Here is an 18,659-nt window from a genome sequence, read left to right as displayed (position 1 = left end):
ATTAGTTACTTCATTACGTACATTTTGCAACAAAAGTAGCTTTTATTCTTCAGATTCCCGCTTCTCTGACAGTAATTTTTCAATTTCCCGGTCTGCTTTGGTCAATTTATCGCTGCAAAACGCAATAATCTCGTTCGCTTCCTTTATTTTTTCGGACAATGCATCAATTTCCAACTCATTATTGTCTATCTGACCGACAATCTTTTCCAGGCGCGCCATGGCTTGGGAATAGGTTTCTTGTTTCTTGGTTACCATACGATGTTATTCTATTTATTAATACTATCCAAAGTAATATCAGCGAATTACATGTTACTTCTTCTTCACAAGCTGCTTATCGGAGCCCTCTTTTTCATGCAGCAGATTCTTCCAGTTCATCTGTTTAGCTGTCAATTTTTGAACCTCATATACTTCTATCTTCTGAAGCTCCTCATCAGTCAAAGTTATATGATTGGTTTCCAGATCAATCACATACTTATAATGACGAGGCGTTCCATAGATTGACGGCCCCGTAAGAAGAGCCTCACATGTCCGACTTTGAGTATTAAAGGCATAGCGTTCTACAGCATCGAAGTCAAGTACCGGTACCGTCACCTCCCAAGTTCCGTCCAATTGAGAATAATCAAGTACACCCTCTTTTTCGTCATCGTCACTGCATGCACCAAAACTGAGTGCAAATAAGAACAATAAAAAGACTCCTAACAATTTCTGCGTTTTCATATTAACATGGTTTTTGAAGTTATATTATTTGTGGTTTTCTATCTCACAGACTTTTACTCATATTATTGCGATTTCGCTTTTTCAAGGCATTTGTCCGAATTACCATCTTTGGGAGTTATATTCCTCCATTCCATCTTATCGAAGGTCTGTTTTAGAATTTGGTATTGTTCTGTACGGTTTCCATCTTCATCAAAAAAGGTGATAATACTGCCGCCCTTAGTGATTTTGTAAGTACGCTGTAGTGGAACTCCATTTGAAACAGGACTCCCGGTATAAATGGAGCAAATTTTATCCGTTTCAAAGGTGTAGGAAGTGACATAATCATCTGCAAGTACGGGTTCTGTTACAAACCATATGCCCTTCAATTGCAAGGAATTAACCATACCACTTTCATCGTCAGAACACGAAGAAAAAACGGTTACCATTAAAAAAGAAAATAGCATTGCTAATAATTTCGATGTTTTCATTGTACCATATTTTAGAGTTAAACTATGTATAGTAAATGCACACATCTAAAAGATACTGCATAAACAAAGCATTATTCTTTTTGTATGATAGACAGCAATTCTCCTTGATATAAACGAGTTACGATTTTATCACCTTCTTTCATTTCTCCGGAATGTCTCACTACTTTACCATCCTTCAAAGTAATGCTATAGCCACGAGCCAGCTGTTTCTCCGGTGAAGCGTCCGTTAACCGTTGTTGCAATAGTTCCAGACGATGGCGATGACGGGAAAGAGAAGAAGTAACTGCTTGTGCAATATCTCTCCGTGCAGTGAGCAGTGCAAGTTTTGCATCTGATATCCGCCGGTAAGCGGCAGAAGGAATGCGGTTTCTATATGCAGTAAGTTTCCGATGTTCTTGCGACAAAAGGTTTCGGACAGATTCTTGCAAACGGGTAGCAAGCAATTCCAATTCATCTGCAGCATCGTTCATGCAGTCTATCAGGAACTCGGCGGCAGCGGTAGGTGTCTTGACACGGGTATGAGCTACAGAATCGAGTACTGTGTCATCACGTTCATGCCCGATGCCGGTGATAATAGGCAAGGGAAACTGTGCGCACGCGGCAGCAAGCAGGTAGGTATCGAAACCGGAGAGGTCGGAAGTGGCACCCCCTCCCCGGATAATGACAACAGCATCAAACTCTGTCAAGCGGGCATTCACTTTATCGAGCGCAGACAGAACAGATTCTTCTACACGATCGCCTTGCATTAATGCAGGAAACAGTTCGGTATAGAAGTAGAAGCCGCGTGGATTATTCTGCAATTGATGACAGAAGTCGCCGTATCCCGCTGCTGTAGGAGATGAAATAACAGCAATGCGTTGTGGTAAGCGAGGCATCTCCAACTCCTTATTAAGAGTAAGTACCCCTTCCTCTTCGAGTTGCTTTAAAATTTCTTTGCGGCGGCGGGCCATATCACCCAACGTATAGGTAGGATCAATGTCCTGCACCGTCAAGCTATAACCATAAAGTTCGTGAAAGTTCACAGTGACTTGCACCAGAACTTTAATGCCCGAAACGAATGCCTGCCCCGTAGCCTCCTCAAAATAAGGTTTCAGCAAACGGAATACATTCGCCCAGATTGTACCCCTCGCTTTGGCTATCAGATTATTGCTGCGAGGATCTTTCTGTACGAACTCCAAGTAGCAATGCCCCGTACTGTTGGTGCGCACATCGCTCAACTCTGCCTGTACCCAAAATTCATCGGGCAGGCATTGTTCAATGCTGCGGCGCACCAGCGCATTCAGATCATATAGTGATAAAGCATCCACCTACTACTAACTACTAACTACTTACTACTTTTATATTCTTCATACGCCTTCCACATATCCGGTACTCCATAGCCATAGATATTATCAGGAAAGTCAACGCGATCGCCAACTTTACGTACTAATTCCACCACCTCTTTAGCTGTCAACGTCGGGCAAGCCTGCCACAGACAAGCCACCATGCCACACATAATAGGTGAAGAGAAAGAAGTCCCGTTTGCCTTTCCCTGATTACCATCCGTGCGCATCACATCAGAACCTAAGCCGACAGCAACCACATCCGGTTTTATCCGGTTATCCGCCGTGTTGCCGATAGAAGAGAAAGGAGCCAAAAGTGCTTCTTTATCAATAGCCCCCACCGTCAACACATTTTCAGCATCTCCCGGAGGAGTAATTTTCTTCCAGGAGCTCATGCCGGAATTGCCTGCACTGCACACCAGCACCATGCCTTTATCAGCAATGCGCGATGCCTGACGGGACATCAATGCATGGTGTCCATCCAACTCGCGATATTTATAATCCTTGGATTTATCATCAAAAGTATAATACCCCAATGAAGTATTGAGCACATCCACACCTACACTGTCGGCAAACTCTACCGCTGCCGCCCAATAATCCTGTTCTACCAAGTGCTCGGAATACTCGTCCTCACTGCGAAGCAACCAGAAAGAAGCTTCGGGCGCCGTACCGGTCATGATACCGGGTTGATTCATTCCGATACAAGAAAGTACCATCATGCCGTGGCTGCTTTCCGCAAAAATATCTGCCTGCGGATTCACAAAATCCTTTGTCCCCAATATACGGATATTCTGCATCGCAGCAATCTTATCGACATTATGGAATCCGGCATCAATAACGGCAATCGTCATCCCCTGCCCCTTAAAGCCTTCCTGATGCAACTTATCACCCTTACTCAGCTGTATCTGGTTGATGGCAAGACCATAGATACTGTCAGGATGTACAGTCGGGGTATTCACCAAAGAGTCGCGCTGAGTCGACATCGACGGTTTATCTCCGGCAGGAGCTATCCACACCTTCTCCGTTTCACGGACAAAAGGCAGTGCGGCAATGCGGTCTATCAGGGTAGAATCATTGCAAGAAACTGTTACAAAGTTCTCCCACTTCCCGGCAACCACGATGTTTACCCCCTGTCTGCGTATCTCGTCTATATATTTGCGACATACCGGCAGGTCGGTAGAATCTATAGGCAGATGCTGCTTCCGGCGGCGTTCAATAGCCTTCTGGGACAGAAAAGCTTCCGGGTGCTTTAGTGAATACGTTGTAGCAGCCTTGTCTTTCAGACTGATACGATACTTTAAAGTGTCTTGTTGTGCCGATGCCCCAACTGCAAGCAGAGCAAAGCCTAAAAGGAAAAACAGTTTCTTCATCTTTTATTTCTTAATTCGCTATATTAATTCTCTATATACATTCCTATTCCCCGCTGCGAAGCAATGAACGAACCGCCCAGCACCCGCTTACCGATATAAAAGACAGCCGATTGTCCCGGAGCGATGGCAGATGCTTCCGTTTGGAAATGTACCAGCAAACGTCCGTCTTCCAAACGCTTCACAGTACAAGGAATCGGTTTACTGCGATAGCGGATGCGTACGGTGAGTTCACGGCTTTCAAAAAATTCCTGCTCGTCGACCAAGTTTTCCTGCTCGGTCAACATATATTTCGTAAGCAGTTGTTCGGCATCACCCAACATTACAGTATTCTTTTGTGGATTGATTTTCAGCACATAAGCAGGTTTTCCCAGAGCTATTTCCAGCCCTTTGCGCTGCCCGATGGTATAATAAGGAAAGCCTTTATGCTCACCCAATTTCACTCCTTCCGAATTGACAAACCACCCCGGGCCGACTTCCCGATCTATCTCCGGAGAGTGTTCCTGCAAAAAGTCCCGGTAGTCTCCTTTGATGAAACAGACTTCCATACTTTCCCCCTCTTCCGCCTTGACGGTATATCCTTTATCACGCAGGTATTCGCGCACCTGCACTTTCGTAAATGTTCCTAAAGGGAAAATGCAACGTTTCAGTACGTCCTGACCCAATCGCCAAAGGAAATAAGACTGATCTTTCTTGTCGTCATCTCCGGCAACGATATAGATTTTGTCATTTCGTTCTTCCAGCCGCGTATAGTGTCCCGTAGCAATATACTTGCAGTTCAACCGATCTGCCCACTCCGTCAGAATACGAAATTTAAACAACGGATTGCACATCACACAAGGATTGGGAGTCCGCCCCTGACGGTATTCATCAATGAAATTCTGAACGATTACTTTACGAAAGGCTTCACGCTCATCGGCAATGTAATGCTCGATGCCCATATTCTCAGCGAGTTGCCTGGCTTCCACCGGTTCATCTCCCCATACCCACATAGTGAGGCCGACTATCTCATAGCCTTGCTCCTTCAACATCAGGCAAGTAGCGGTACTGTCTATACCACCGCTCATGCCCACCAGTACCCGTTTTTCAAATACGTCCATAGTTAGAAACCGATTCATTAGTTTGCAAAAATACATGATTTCGGGGAGAAGAGATAGAAAAGGCATGCCTTTTTTAGCATGCCTTCACTTAAACACTATCTTTTTTCTATTTTATTCCACTAAGATTGACAACTCGGCACCCGAAGCATAATCCTGACCGTTTTGTTCACTAAGAGCAGTAAAGCGGATAAAGCGTGCTTTGACCGGCTTATCAAAATGTACCGTCTTCTCCTTCAGATTATTCTCAAAGCTGCCTTGTGCCACCGGTTCGCTCCAAGTCTTTCCATCCGTACTGACCTGGATACTATAGTTCTTTATATTACCATTACTACCATCCTGACGGGGTAAATAGGTAAATCCTTTGATAGCACGCACTTCTCCGGCATCCAAATCAACCCAATGCGGATATTTGGCTACCGTAACAGAATACATAGTGTGCCAGATGGTACTTGGATCATCGTCCACTAGGTTAGCGGCATCGCCTTCACCCGTTTCCTGGCTGCTGGCATTCACTACTTCGACCTGCACTTTCTCTATTTTATTGAAAGCTTGCGTAGATTTAATGTCCGGTGTGGACTTGAACCAAGCCGTAATGACACCGCCTTCGCGCATAGGAATAGGTGCAACATACTTTTGTACCTTTTTGCTCTTCCCCATCGTATAGCAGATATCAGCATCGGGACGGGGAGAAACAATCGTCACCTCGCCCGCTTTATCACGGACAATATTCAATGGTATTTCTCCGTCAGCCATGACTTGCGCAGCCAACGACAAGTCTTGCGCAGCCGGCCGAATGATAAATCCGAAGAAGTGCTGCCCGGCAAAAACTCTGTCTTCGACCAGCGGAGCACCCTGTCCGCAACTATTTCCACCCAAACCTGTAACGGCCAGGTCTAAATGCAAATAAGTATCGGTAGCCGCCGGAAGTTGGTAAGGATGTCCTGCCAGAACCATATCTACCCCCGAATATTTCAAAGGAGCCACAGACATCTGACCGGAAGCAATGAATTGTGCCCCACTGCCTGCGTTATCGGTCAGTGCACACCAACGTACCTCTTCATGGTTACCCATATCCTGCGGTTTAGGAAAATTGACGAATTCATCGGCAACCTTATTCTGATGAATTTCAATGAACTGCCCCGTCTTACGGTCCGGATAATTTTCAATAGGTCCACGGCCGTAGTAAGTGAAGTTTTCATATTTCCCGGGGAGTTTCATCACGTAACCCAAACGTGGCAATACCAGATTGGGGCGGTTGGAGGTAATGCCCGACTGCAATTCGATGGAACCGTCACGATAGATTGTCCATACCTGATTGGTGGTAAACTTAAAGTCGTTCTCGCCGAACTTCTGTTCAGTCAGTTCTTCAATCTTATTCTTACCGCTGGATGTTCCGCCAAGAATGCGGGCGGCATTCGGCGCCTGCGACTCAACAGTGAATGACAATACGATTGCTCCATCGGCACGTTGCATCACATTACTTTGAGTAGCTTTATGCTTCAGATTATGCAGTCCGTTCTCAAACCAGGCAGCGTAAGCCCAATTATCATTGTTTGTGAAAGCACGGAAAGCATCCAGTTGCGGACCGTTGCCGTCGGCAATTACAGTCTCTCCCTTGTACTTCAAGCTGTAGATTGTACCTGCCTGCATGTCAAAACGGGCTTCAAAACCATCTCCTTTGATAGTGGTAAAACGGGCATCGTCCTTATCCATCACCAAATTACCGGCGGTAGCCGTCACGGCATGCATACCAGGCAAAGTCGTTGCCTGCTTCAAAGCGATCTGTTCTTCGGCCATAGCATAGCCCTTTTCAGCCCAGGGTGCAGCCTCTTTCAGCAGGAATTGGATTTTAACGAAATATTCAGCTTCCGGCTTCAGCGCCTGATAATCGTAAGGGACATGAACTGTTGCCCGGCTGCGGGAAGCGACTTGCCTCATAGGAAGTAAGCCGCTCTGCACTTCCTTGCCATTTTCGGACAATGACCAGCGTACCTGATAATCGGACAAATCCTTGAAATAGTATTTATTGAAGATTTCAAACTCCCCTTTCTGCACATCCAGTGCACGGACACCGATGTGCTGATATACTTTCTTCACCTCATAATATTGGGGCTTTGGTTCAAGATCACCAAATACAATACCATTCATTACAAATTGTCCGTCATTGGGCGTATCACCAAAGTCACCGCCATAAGCCAAGTAGCGTTTACCGTCCGGGGTATAGTTGTACATTGACTGGTCCACCCAGTCCCAGATGGCACCACCGCAGAAGAAGTTGGTCGATTCAATGGCATTCCAATAATCTATCAGATTACCGCAGGCATTCCCCATAGAGTGAGCGTATTCTGAAATATGGAAGGGATACTTAATGTCATATTTACCCTTTACGGCCTCACGTACCCATGCTATAGAAGGATACTGATTGGAACCCATATCAACAATGTCATTATTGCGTTCGTACTGAACGGGACGGGAAAGGTCGAACGCTTTCAGTGCATTATAAGCCGATACGAAGTTTCTACCCGGTCCCGCCTCATTGCCCAACGACCAGATAACAATGGATGGATGATTGACATTGCTATGTACCATTTCCATCACGCGAGCCACGTGCGCATTCTCCCATTCGGCAGGATGAGACAAAGAGGCTTTGCCGTAATAATATTCGTGCGATTCAATATTGGCTTCATCTTCCAGGTAGATGCCATATTTATCGCAGAGGTAATACCAATACGGATCATCCGGATAATGTGAATTACGGACATGGTTGATATTAGCACGTTTCATCAGCATGACCTCTTTTTCCATTAGCTCGCGGGTAATGGCATGTCCCAAAGCAGGATTACTTTCATGGCGGTTGACACCTTTCAGCTTGGCTGTTTTGCCATTGATATAGTAGTAACGCCCGGCTAAACCAAACTCATCGGCAGAAGCAGGAGTATCTTTTATTTCTACCTTACGGAAACCGACATAAGTAGAAACGGTTTCCACTGTGCGTCCTTTCTTATCTTTCAATTCGCCGACCAACGTATAGCGATAAGGTTGTTCTGCCGACCACAATCGGGGAGCTTTCTGAGTCAGCACTGCCTGGCATGATATTATTTCACCTTTTCCTATCGGGTCTACCGCTGCAGTAGCTGCGCCGGATGCTACCAATGTGTTCTCGTCCGAGTACAACTCATTGGCATAAAGCGAGTAAACCATACTATATCCTTTGGCTTCTTTTTTATCCAAATTGCGGATCTCGGCTTTAATAGATAAGGTGCCTTCATCAAAAGTAGCATTCAAATCAGGTATAACAACCCAATCGCGTACATGTACCTTAGGAGTGGAAGTCAATGCTACCGTGCGGAAGATGCCCGGCAGACGGAACATGTCTTGCGCTTCCAGAAATGAGCCGTCAGAGCTTCGATACACTTCGGCAGCAACCACATTCTTACCTTTTACAAGATAGGGAGTTATGTTGAAACTCGCCACATTGCGGGAGTTCTTGGAAAAGCCTACATAACGCCCGTTTATCCACAAATAGAAGAAGGAATCCACACCATCAAAATTGATAAAGACTTCGCGCCCCTCCCAGTCCTCGGGAACGGTAAAGTCTCTGCGATAAGACCCGACTTCATTGCGGCATTTATAGGTAGTCCAGTGTTCGGGCGGCGTACGCATCACTCCTCCCCGCCAATCGTCCACAGCCACTTTATGCTGAAAGATAACGGGTTGGTTCACATAAATGGGAGTTCCGTATTTCTGCGTTCCATCTTTCTGAAGTCCGTAAATATTCCAATTGGAAGGAACGGGGATGTTGTCCCAACCGGTAACATCATAATCCGTCCGATAAAAATCCTTCGGACGTTTCTCCGGTTCGGGTACCCAATAAAATTTCCATTCACCATTGAGGCTCATCCGGTAAGTACTGTTTTCGGGCAGCACTTTCCGGGCTGCAGTCACATCGGCAAAAGAGTAAAAGATGGCATGGGGCTGTTCTTTATTCAAGGCCAAACGCTCAGGAGATTCCCACTCTTTACCGTCGGGTGTCTCAGCAGAAGCATATTGGAAGCCTTTTAAAAGATCTCCGTTCCCCGCTGAAGCCGACAAAATAAAACCACACAAGAATAATGTACTAAAAATTTTCTTCATAAATAGATTTCGTTTATTAGGTTAGATATTTAGTATAAGGTTGATGTTAGGAATAAACATCACAAATTGATTTTAATCATGTTTTTTGCAAAAGTACATTATTAAGAGAGAAAAAAGAAAAAAGGCATGCGTTTTTGCATGCCTTTACTAAAAATGAAGTATTTTGCAATGACAATTATTACATAGGAACAATAGTAATTCCCCATTTATATTCTTGGTTAGCAGGAATAAGATATTGTGAATCAGGCATAGCCCCCCAACTATCATACCCTCCAACACCCATTTGCTTCATATCAACGCAAACTTCCACAAAATCTCGGGGAGTTATATCATTTACGTGTGTCTGGCGTGGTCTTACATTCTTTGCAGCAACAATATCATGCTTCAGTTCTTCTTCATTCCGGTTAAGCCACTGATAATCTCTCTGAGCAGCTTCTTCTCCATCAAAATCTTCAATCGGATTACGCAAAACATTAAAGCCAATAGTCTTGTCTGCATAAATAGTAATCCCCCTTTTGTTATTCTTTCTCAAAGTAAGCCAACGCGTATCGGTATGATGCCCATTTTCTTGAGGCCGTACATACGGGAAGTACATATTCTCCGCCGTACTTTTAAACAAATCGACAGTTACTCCGGCATTACGGTCAATATAATTCTCTTCAGGACCTCGTCCAAAATAAGTAACCTGATTCATTTCTACCGGAAGACGGAAGCGTATACCTATACGAGGCACAATCAGTTGTGACGGCCTTTTATGGATATCTTCATTTCCCGGAGTAAAGGTCGCTGCCAATGTTTCTTCAGAAACTTCGGTCTTAGCAGCATTCATTTCTGTAGGAGTAAAAGTATAATCTGCTTTTATCACTCCTGAGGGATGAATACGGTAAGTAGCAATGTACAGATTTCCGGTAAGTAACAAGTATTTAACTGTAATAATCACATCCTTACCTTCCACCTTGGCATCGGCTTCTGCTATTTTAAAATTCTTACCGGCTTGCTTCCATATCTGTAAACGCTCAGGCATTTGGCTTCCGTAATCGTTGTCATTAGGTGCACGCCAGAAATTAGGCTGAAAGCCAAAGCCATCTTTAAAGTATTCAGTACCATCTACGTTATAGGATGTGACCAAACCCGTTCGTTTATTGAATACAAAATGCACTTTGGACGAAATTACCTCTAACACCTCTCCCTCCTCTTTAGCATTAAGAGCAAGCCCATTCATTTTATAGGTACGTGCCAATGACTCTATCGGTAAACGAAATTGCTCTTTAGCTATTTCATACCCAATGGGGAGCAACGCCTCCGGTTCGGTAATTACTACACTGAAATCTATAAAGTATTCTGTTCCCGATTTGGGCTTTAGTCCGCTTACATTTACTTCCAACGGCTTACTTCCTTGAGGAATGATGTCCAGAAAGACTTTACCACTACGAATAACTTTGGCATTTTCCTTCACTTTATAGCTAATTGCATACTTCTTCAAATTTGTAAAGTAGAAACGGTTCTTGACTATAAACTTACCATTAGCCAAATCTGTAGCTTCAAAAGCTACATCCTGGTGTACATACTTCACTTCATTATAAGCAGGATGGGGAGTACGGTCTGGACTAACAATGCCGTTACAGCAAAAATTGCCATCACTTGGCATATCCTTTCCAAAGTCGCCACCGTAGGCCCAGAAGGGATACCCATTTTCATCCTGAGTCAGAATTCCCTGATCTACCCAATCCCAGATATAACCGCCTTGCAAATTAGGGTATTTATAAATTGCTTTCCATTGGTCCCAGAGGCTTCCTGTAGAATTACCCATAGCGTGAGCATACTCGGAAGGCACAACCGGACGGTCACTGCCTTGCTTTCCAATACTTTCCAACCAGGCAGCCGTTGGATATTGCGGAACATACATATCTGTATTCCATTCCCATTGTGCACGTTCATAGTTCACAGGGCGATTCATTATATTCTTGTCAGCCTGCTTTATCCACAGATAAGTCTGATAGAAATTATATCCATTACCGCCTTCATTTCCCAATGACCAGAAGGTCAAAGAAGGATAGTTCTTATTACGCTCGAACATATTGATGGTACGATACAGATGAGGCTTCAACCATTCGGGATTATTCCCCAGACTGCCTCCCCGTCGTAAATCATAACGCATCCCGTGACTTTCGACATTAGCCTCATCGTACACATAAAATCCATATTCATCACATAATTCATAGAAACGGCGATCTTGCGGATAGTGACACAAACGAACAGTATTGATATTGGCGCGTTTCATTAATTCAAAATCCTTACGCATCAGTTCTTCCGTGACATAATGTCCCGTCTCCGGATTATGTTCATGAATATTCACTCCTTTCAGTTTCAGCGGCTGCCCATTAATCAATAGAACTGTATAGTTCCTGCCATTCTCTGCTTTCTGTTCTATTTCTTTAATCTCGATACGGCGGAAACCAACATTAAACGGAACAAATTCTGTTGCCTTCCCGTCTTCTTTGGCAGTCATGACTAATCTATAAAGATCAGGAGACTCTGACGTCCAAGTTTGTACATCCGGTAACAACTCTCCAAAAGTAATGGTTTCCACCTTTCCTGCCTGTACACTTATATTTTTCTCTTCAGAAGCCACAACCTTATTTGACCGATCTATTAATTCATAGCCAACAGTCATAACTGTATTGTTATCTCCACGGTTTCTCATATCAACAGCCAACCGGAAGATACCATTCTTATAACTGTCATCCAAAGTCGAAGTTACACGAAAATCTTTAATTGAGGTTTTGGGTTGCGAGTATAGAAAAACATCACGTTCAATGCCGCTTATGCGCCAAAAATCCTGGCATTCCAAATAAGAGCCGGTACTCCAACGGTAAATCTTCAATGTAAGTACATTCTTTCCGGGTCGCAAGAATTGATTAATCAGATATTCTGCCGGATTCTTAGAATCCTCACTGTAACCAACTTCTTCTCCATTGACATAAACGTAACAACCGGATTTAGCACCGGCAATATGTAGATAAACATCACGTCCATCCCAATCAGTCGGTATTATGAATTCCCTCCGATAGACACCTACCGGATTTTGTTCAGGCAGTAGTGGCGGTTGCGGATTACTGGTTTGAAATTCATAGCACTGATTGGTATAAATCGCAGTACCATAACCTTGTATTTCCCAATTTCCTGGTACTCTAATATCATGCCAATCCGTTATATTTGTTGATACATCAGTAATATCAGCAGGAAGATCCTTGTAAGATTCTGCATAATAAAACTTCCAAATGCCATTCAGAAGCTGATAGTACGAACTATTCTCAAATTTCCCGATCAGTGCTTGTGAACGGTCAGCATAGGTCATAAAAGAAGTCCGGGGTGCTTCTGTATTTACGGAAGTGGTCTGAATATCTTTCCAATAAGGTAGCTTAGAATACTTAAATGAACGAGACGGAACTCTTCCATGTCCTTTCACCAAAATAGAGTCTGGAGTAATCTCTATAATAGAATACGCATTCTGCTGCTCAGTTTCAATCATCCCTTCATGAGTAATCATCGGAATTCCTTTATAACTACCGAATCCTCCGGCATGATGATGTCCTGAAAGGACCATTTTCACACATGGATATTTTGAAATAGTATGCAATATATCCATATTATTCAGAGCAGTAAATTCACTTTGAGGATAAAGAGGATGATGCGTAAAAATCAAAACATGATTTCCATTCTTCTCGCACTCAGCCAGCAAATTATCCAGCCATTTCATCTGCTTCTTGCCAACTCCTCCATTCCATCGATATCCCTGTTTTCCGCCTGTACGCTTTATTTCTTCCAACATTGCATTCAGTTCTTGTTCTTTCTCAGTCCCCTTAACATTAGCATAAGCCGAAATATCATTGGTATTCAGCATTATGAATATCCAATTTTGTTTCTTGAAGAAATAATACTCTGAAGGCATATCCAATTGACGATAAAGTAGAGAGTTATCCGTTACTTCCTTATAATCATGATTACCCGTTATATTATAAATCTTATTATTAAGCCGGGCCAGATGAGATTTTATCACTTCCAAGTCACTGTTCTTCCGATCAATAATATCTCCCAGATTAACAATAAACTGAACATTCTGTTGATTGAAATAATCAATGCAAGTATCCAGTTTCTGCAGAGCTTGTCTATAAAAGCGTGAATTTTCCGAAGGACAATCTGCATACTGGGTATCTGCAAACACCCCAAACCTTATTACTTGAGAAGCATTTTGTGCCAGCACATTACTTCCTAAAAAAAATAAACATATAAATATTCCAATATGCTTTATCATAGCAATTTATTTTATAGTAAACAATAGATAAGACTGCAAAAGCAGTAGATAAACGACAACACCGCCCCAAACGAAATGAAGAATCTGCATACAAACATGAGTTTACAGATTCTTCACTCGCTTAGAAAGAGAAAATGTATAAGGAATACCTATTTTATAAGCTCTTTTTCTGAATCAGTTTAATTTTTGATTTTACCATTAATCCCATCCCGGATTATTCGGTTTCAGAGCCGGGTTTCTTTCGATTTCGACTCCTGGTACTGGCCACAACATATCTCTGTCATTGAAAGAGCGTGTCATCATTCTTTGACCGGTTGCACCATAAACATCACCGGGAAGTACAGTTTTGGCAATATCCCAACGGCGAAGGTCAAACCAACGGTGTCCTTCGGCAATAAGTTCAACAGCTCTTTCATGTTTGATGCGTTCGAAAACTTCCTCTTTGTTTGAAGCTTTCAACCAAGCAGCACCACTATTAATGCCAGGCATATTAGTAGAAGGACGTTGACGTACCTTATTGATATATTCAACAGCTGTAGCTTGATCATTCAGTTCATTCTTACATTCAGCATACATCAAATAAACATCTGCCAAACGGATCAATGGGAAGTTGATAGGAGTATCTTCTCTGTTATTAATTTCTCCATTCATATTGCCTACCGGGACGAACTTCCTGAAAATGTAAGACTCCCTTCTGTTTGTACCTACACGAATAAATCCGTTCACCTCATTGGGAGTCTCATTCCGAGCAATCACAAACTCACAAGTCTTGGGAGCTTCGTTTACCCAGCCATCATACGTTGTATACGGCATAATAACAGTCTGCATCATTCTCGGATCACGTAGCGGATACATAGCAAGCAATTTTTCCCTATTTTCGGGATATGCATCTATTGCCTTTCCACCTTTAGTCAATGTACATACATAAGTTTTATCTTTCACTTCAAGGTTAGCAGTAAAACCCGGAATGACCTCTTCCCAATCAAAAGGACGTCCATCCTTGTATTCATACATATCCACCAACTTAGAAGAAGGTAATGCTGAGGCCCAGTCGCTACCATAAGTAGCCCGATTTCCCATATAGAAAGCTATCGGCATACCATAATCCTTACCCACACCACCTGAATTCTGAATAGCAAAAATCATTTCGCTACTTTCATCTCCTTCCGGTGTAAACAATTTAGCATAATCATCATATAATGAATAGTTATATCCCTTACCTGACTTATCCAAAATAACTTCTTCAAAATCCGAAGCAGCTTTTGTATACTCCTTCATATACAGATATACTTTTCCACGTAATGCATAAGCAGCTCCCAAAGTGGCACGACCATATTCTGACGACTCCCAATGTACAGGCAAATTGTGCGTTACAGCATAATCCAGGTCATCAAGTATGAACTTCAATACATCTTCTTTTGAGTTTCTAGGCTTCTTCATGTTATTATAGTCTGTACTCAGATTGACAGACTCATCGTACAAAGGCAGCGCTCCATAGAAATTATACAATTCAAAGTAGAATAATGCACGCATGAACTTAGCCTCAGCCACATACTGATTTTTCAGCTCTTCACTCATACTCTCTACTTCTGCAACTTTCCGTATTACCAGATTGGCTCTCATTACACCATCGAAGAGCGACTGCCACTTCTTTTCGACAAAACCGGATCTCTCAGTATACACACCTGTAATGACATCACTATAAGCTTCATCACCAAAACCGGTGCCAATATCGGACATACTATCAAAAGTGAACTTCAATCCAAAAGCATGGTCTGCCTGCATAGCTGAATATACTCCCATCATACCCTGTTTGGCATGTGTTTCCGATTTCCAAAAGATTCCATCACTAATTTGGTCAACCGGGTACTTGTCCAAATCATAACAACTGTTCAAGCTTATAGATGCTAGAAGTGCACCTATCAGTAATTTATATTTTCTCATAAAGCATCAGTTTAAAATGAAAGATTAATACCAATGACTGCTTGTTTCATGGCAGGATAGTCTACACCATCTACCTCAGGATCCAAACCATCATATTTTGTGAATGTAAAAAAGTTCTCCAAGCTACCATAGATGCGGATTCGCTCTACCGGCAAAGATGGGAATGCTTTTTTCGTAAAGCTATATCCTAACTGGATATTTCTTATCTTAAGGAAAGATCTATCTTGTACCCAAAAGTCACTGATCAAAGTATTACGATTGTCGTTAAATTCCAGGAGACGTGGATATTTGGCTGTACCCGGCGTAATACCTTCGTGCCAACGGCCGTCTGCAATTGTCTTGTTCAACTGATAGCTATGACGAACCGAGGGACGGAAATAATTATCCAGCCAATACGTCTCTACTCCGGTAACTCCCTGCAGAAGAACAGAAAAATCAAAGCCTTTGTAGGCACCTCCCAAATTCAACCCGAATGTACAGTTAGGAGTAGCACCATTACCAATGACAGTACGGTCATCATCATTGATAACGCCATCATTATTCAAATCCTTATATAGTAAATCGCCCAATCCCGGTGTATTTGAAGGGAATGTTTTTTTAGGCTTACCCGTAGCCGGATCAATCGGCGTATTGTCAATCAGCTTCTGCACAAAAGCCAGATCTTCTTCTGTCTGCACGATACGATCTACCACATAGCCATATTGTACATTGATAGCATAACCTTCCTTAATCATATTGGCATTTGTGATAGCACTTTCGCTACCTTTGAATTTAGTCACTTTATTCTTAATGAAAGTCACATTTCCATTCACAAAATAAGAGAAGTCTTTAATCTTATCTTGCCAGCCCAAGCTGATTTCCACACCTTTGTTCACTACAACACCAGCATTTTGTCTGGGAATGGATGCATTTCCGTTTACCAGCGGAGCAGGAAGGTCTATCAAGATGTCTTCCGTCTTCTTATGGAAATATTCCAGTGTACCGGTCAAACGATTGTTCAGGAAACCAAAATCAAGTCCGACATTGAATATCTTTGTTTTCTCCCAAGTCAGATTTCCATTAGGAATAGCCAACATAGCTAAACCGGTAGCAACATTGCCGTTCAATACATAATTAGATGCTCCATATAAGGCTTGCGCATCGTAGTTGCCTTCAATATCAGAGTTTTTAGCTCTCAATGCATTATTTCCCAGCATACCATAAGAGGCACGTAGTTTCAAATTACTCAGTGTTACCTTTTCGGCAAAATCCTTCACAAAAGCTTCTTCGCTGATTCTCCAAGCTGCAGAAGCAGATGGGAAATATCCCCAACGATTACCTTTCAGGAAACGGGAAGAACCATCGGCACGGAGATTTGCTTCAACCAGATATTTGTTATCCCAGTTCAATTTGATACGGCCGAAGTAAGAACGCATCACCCACTCTACCGTATTGCCAGAGGAAGTTGCCGCACCTACAGCACCATCAAGTGATCCCAACCCCGGATCAATCAGATCCTGTTTAGTGGTCTTGAACCATTTGTATCGAAACAGTTCCTGGCTTCCACCTGCCATAATGCTGTAATCCAGTTTGGAAATTTTATTCTGATAAGTGGCAGTAACATCCATCAGATAGTCATTCCATTTATAGTCACTGTTCATGAAAGAGGTTTTACCTACACCGGTAGAAGTAATAGTCTCATTCAGGAAATTCCACTGTTCGATAAAAACCGGTTTGGATTCACTTGTTTTATTACGCAGCATATAGTTGAACGAACCGGTCAATGTCAGGCCTTTCACCGGATTCAATGTTCCATAGAAACGGGCTTTGATGTATCTGTCCTGATTTTCACCATCCGTTTTATACAAACGATAAAGTGGATTATTGGCAGCATTCTGCGGATCGTCTTCACCATTGTTGGTTGCACCGAACCTGCCATCAGGCGCCTGGAATACCATACCCGGCGAAGTGGCAGCAGCATACGTAAATATATCTTTCATCTTATCCGTGCCCTGTTCTGTAAAAGCAACATATCCGTTTACATTCGTACCAACTTTCAACCAGGGAGCTACGTCTACATCCAAGTTGACACGTGCTTGCGACCGCTTATAGCCCGAATTCTCCATAACACCGGGATTATCCAAAAAACCGAATGAGGTATAGAATCTGATCTTGTCCGAACCGCCGCTAAGCGATACATTATGATTCTGACTTAATGACGTCTGAAACATAGCATCCATTAAATCAGTATTCGGATATTTCAAAGGGTCCTTCCCTGCATTTTCACGCCATTGCTTAATGGAACCTGCAGAATAGGTCGTAGGCAGATTAGAATTTGTAAGTCCTTCATTAATCAACTCCATATAGTCTGCATAGTTGGAAACCAAATCGAAAGTTTTCCCTACCGACTCCCATGAAAGGTAACCGTTATATTCTACCTTTACTTTGCCTTGCTTACCCGTACGGGTAGTAATCAAAATAACACCATTGGCAGCCCTCGAACCATAAATGGCAGCAGACGCAGCATCTTTTAAAACAGAAAGATTTTCAATATCCTGAGGTTGTACACTATTCAGTGAGCCTTCCACTCCATCAATGATAACCAAAGGCGCCGAATTATTCAATGTTCCTTGACCGCGAATCATGATAGATGCCGTGTTTTCTCCCGGTTTATTGGAACTGGACGTTACCTGAACACCGGCAGCCATACCAGCCAGACCTTGTGATACATCCGTAATAGGACGGCTTTCTGTCAGGTCTGCCATATTGATGTTATTTACAGAACCGGTCAGATTTACTTTCTTCTCCGAGCCATATCCTACTACAACAACTTCATCCAATGCTTGAGCATCTTCTTTCAAGATAACTTTCAGTTCGGTCATATCACCGGTGACTTTCACTTCTTGGGGCAGATACCCAATGTATGAAATCTGAATCACATTGCCTGTTGCTACATTAGTAAGTGTAAAATTTCCATCTACATCTGTAATCAACCCGTTGGTAGTACCTTTAACAATTACATTGGCACCGATAATCGGTTCTCCAAGCACATCCACGACTTTACCTTTGATCGTTTTTTGCTGTGTGATGCTCTCCACTATATCAGCATGGGGTGATATGGAACTGTTTCCTGTTCCAGTAGCCCATATTGATCCGGTAGCAATTAAGGCCAAAGATGCTCCCAACACCATTCTTTTGGAAAGAGAGCCGTAATGTTTGACATTCCTTTTCATAAGTATTTTAAAGATTAGTTGTTTTTAACGCTGCAAGTTTACGGCTTTTAATCCATCCACAATTATATATTTTGTCCGAAG

At 42.8% G+C, this 18,659-nt stretch carries 10 protein-coding genes; all 10 read right to left on the bottom strand.

The features are described from left to right. Positions 1 to 42: 42 nt before the first annotated feature. The 10 genes from xseB to AAE250_RS19445 all read right to left on the bottom strand — a co-directional run bounded on the left by xseB (position 43) and on the right by AAE250_RS19445 (position 18,578). Positions 43 to 255: an exodeoxyribonuclease VII small subunit gene (gene xseB / locus AAE250_RS19490; protein ID WP_294599207.1), complete on the bottom strand. Its 213-nt coding sequence runs from the start codon at positions 253 to 255 to the stop codon at positions 43 to 45. 54 nt (positions 256 to 309) lie between these two features. Then, a complete protein-coding gene (locus AAE250_RS19485; protein ID WP_294599210.1) occupies positions 310 to 717 on the bottom strand; it encodes a hypothetical protein in 408 nt (135 codons plus the stop codon). 62 nt (positions 718 to 779) lie between these two features. After that, complete coding sequence (locus AAE250_RS19480) at positions 780 to 1,184, bottom strand: hypothetical protein (protein ID WP_294599212.1); 405 nt, start codon at positions 1,182 to 1,184, stop codon at positions 780 to 782. Positions 1,185 to 1,255: 71 nt separating this feature from the next. Next, the gene (gene xseA, locus AAE250_RS19475; protein WP_294599215.1) at positions 1,256 to 2,491 is read right to left on the bottom strand and encodes an exodeoxyribonuclease VII large subunit; all 1,236 of its coding nucleotides are present in this window, start codon (positions 2,489 to 2,491) and stop codon (positions 1,256 to 1,258) included. A gap of 17 nt (positions 2,492 to 2,508) precedes the next feature. Next, positions 2,509 to 3,876, bottom strand: a complete 1,368-nt coding sequence (locus tag AAE250_RS19470; protein WP_294599216.1) for a S8 family peptidase — start codon at positions 3,874 to 3,876, stop codon at positions 2,509 to 2,511. Positions 3,877 to 3,899: 23 nt separating this feature from the next. Next, positions 3,900 to 4,973, bottom strand: coding sequence for a tRNA 2-thiouridine(34) synthase MnmA (mnmA, locus tag AAE250_RS19465; protein WP_294599218.1), 1,074 nt, complete (start codon positions 4,971 to 4,973; stop codon positions 3,900 to 3,902). Positions 4,974 to 5,084: 111 nt separating this feature from the next. Next, on the bottom strand, positions 5,085 to 9,107 hold the full coding sequence (locus AAE250_RS19460) for a glycoside hydrolase family 2 TIM barrel-domain containing protein (protein ID WP_294599221.1): 4,023 nt from the start codon (positions 9,105 to 9,107) through the stop codon (positions 5,085 to 5,087). Positions 9,108 to 9,285: 178 nt separating this feature from the next. Further along, entirely contained in the window at positions 9,286 to 13,422 is a 4,137-nt protein-coding gene (locus AAE250_RS19455) for a glycoside hydrolase family 2 TIM barrel-domain containing protein (protein ID WP_294599223.1), read from the bottom strand. A gap of 198 nt (positions 13,423 to 13,620) precedes the next feature. Next, a complete protein-coding gene (locus AAE250_RS19450) occupies positions 13,621 to 15,366 on the bottom strand; it encodes a RagB/SusD family nutrient uptake outer membrane protein (RefSeq protein WP_294599225.1) in 1,746 nt (581 codons plus the stop codon). Between the two features lie 11 nt (positions 15,367 to 15,377). Further along, complete coding sequence (locus AAE250_RS19445) at positions 15,378 to 18,578, bottom strand: SusC/RagA family TonB-linked outer membrane protein (RefSeq protein ID WP_294599227.1); 3,201 nt, start codon at positions 18,576 to 18,578, stop codon at positions 15,378 to 15,380. Positions 18,579 to 18,659: the final 81 nt, after the last annotated feature.

The organism is Bacteroides sp. GD17, assembly GCF_038448625.1.
GTDB lineage: Bacteria > Bacteroidota > Bacteroidia > Bacteroidales > Bacteroidaceae > Bacteroides.
This window is presented reverse-complemented; position numbering and strand designations above follow the sequence as displayed.

Bases quoted from the DNA above. Each gene is read 5' to 3' on its own strand.
- xseB (WP_294599207.1), bottom strand. From the start codon at position 255: ATGGTAACCAAGAAACAAGAAACCTATTCCCAAGCCATGGCGCGCCTG.
- AAE250_RS19485 (WP_294599210.1), bottom strand. From the start codon at position 717: ATGAAAACGCAGAAATTGTTAGGAGTCTTTTTATTGTTCTTATTTGCA.
- AAE250_RS19480 (WP_294599212.1), bottom strand. From the start codon at position 1,184: ATGAAAACATCGAAATTATTAGCAATGCTATTTTCTTTTTTAATGGTA.
- AAE250_RS19470 (WP_294599216.1), bottom strand. From the start codon at position 3,876: ATGAAGAAACTGTTTTTCCTTTTAGGCTTTGCTCTGCTTGCAGTTGGG.
- mnmA (WP_294599218.1), bottom strand. From the start codon at position 4,973: ATGGACGTATTTGAAAAACGGGTACTGGTGGGCATGAGCGGTGGTATA.
- AAE250_RS19460 (WP_294599221.1), bottom strand. From the start codon at position 9,107: ATGAAGAAAATTTTTAGTACATTATTCTTGTGTGGTTTTATTTTGTCG.
- AAE250_RS19455 (WP_294599223.1), bottom strand. From the start codon at position 13,422: ATGATAAAGCATATTGGAATATTTATATGTTTATTTTTTTTAGGAAGT.
- AAE250_RS19450 (WP_294599225.1), bottom strand. From the start codon at position 15,366: ATGAGAAAATATAAATTACTGATAGGTGCACTTCTAGCATCTATAAGC.
- AAE250_RS19445 (WP_294599227.1), bottom strand. From the start codon at position 18,578: ATGAAAAGGAATGTCAAACATTACGGCTCTCTTTCCAAAAGAATGGTG.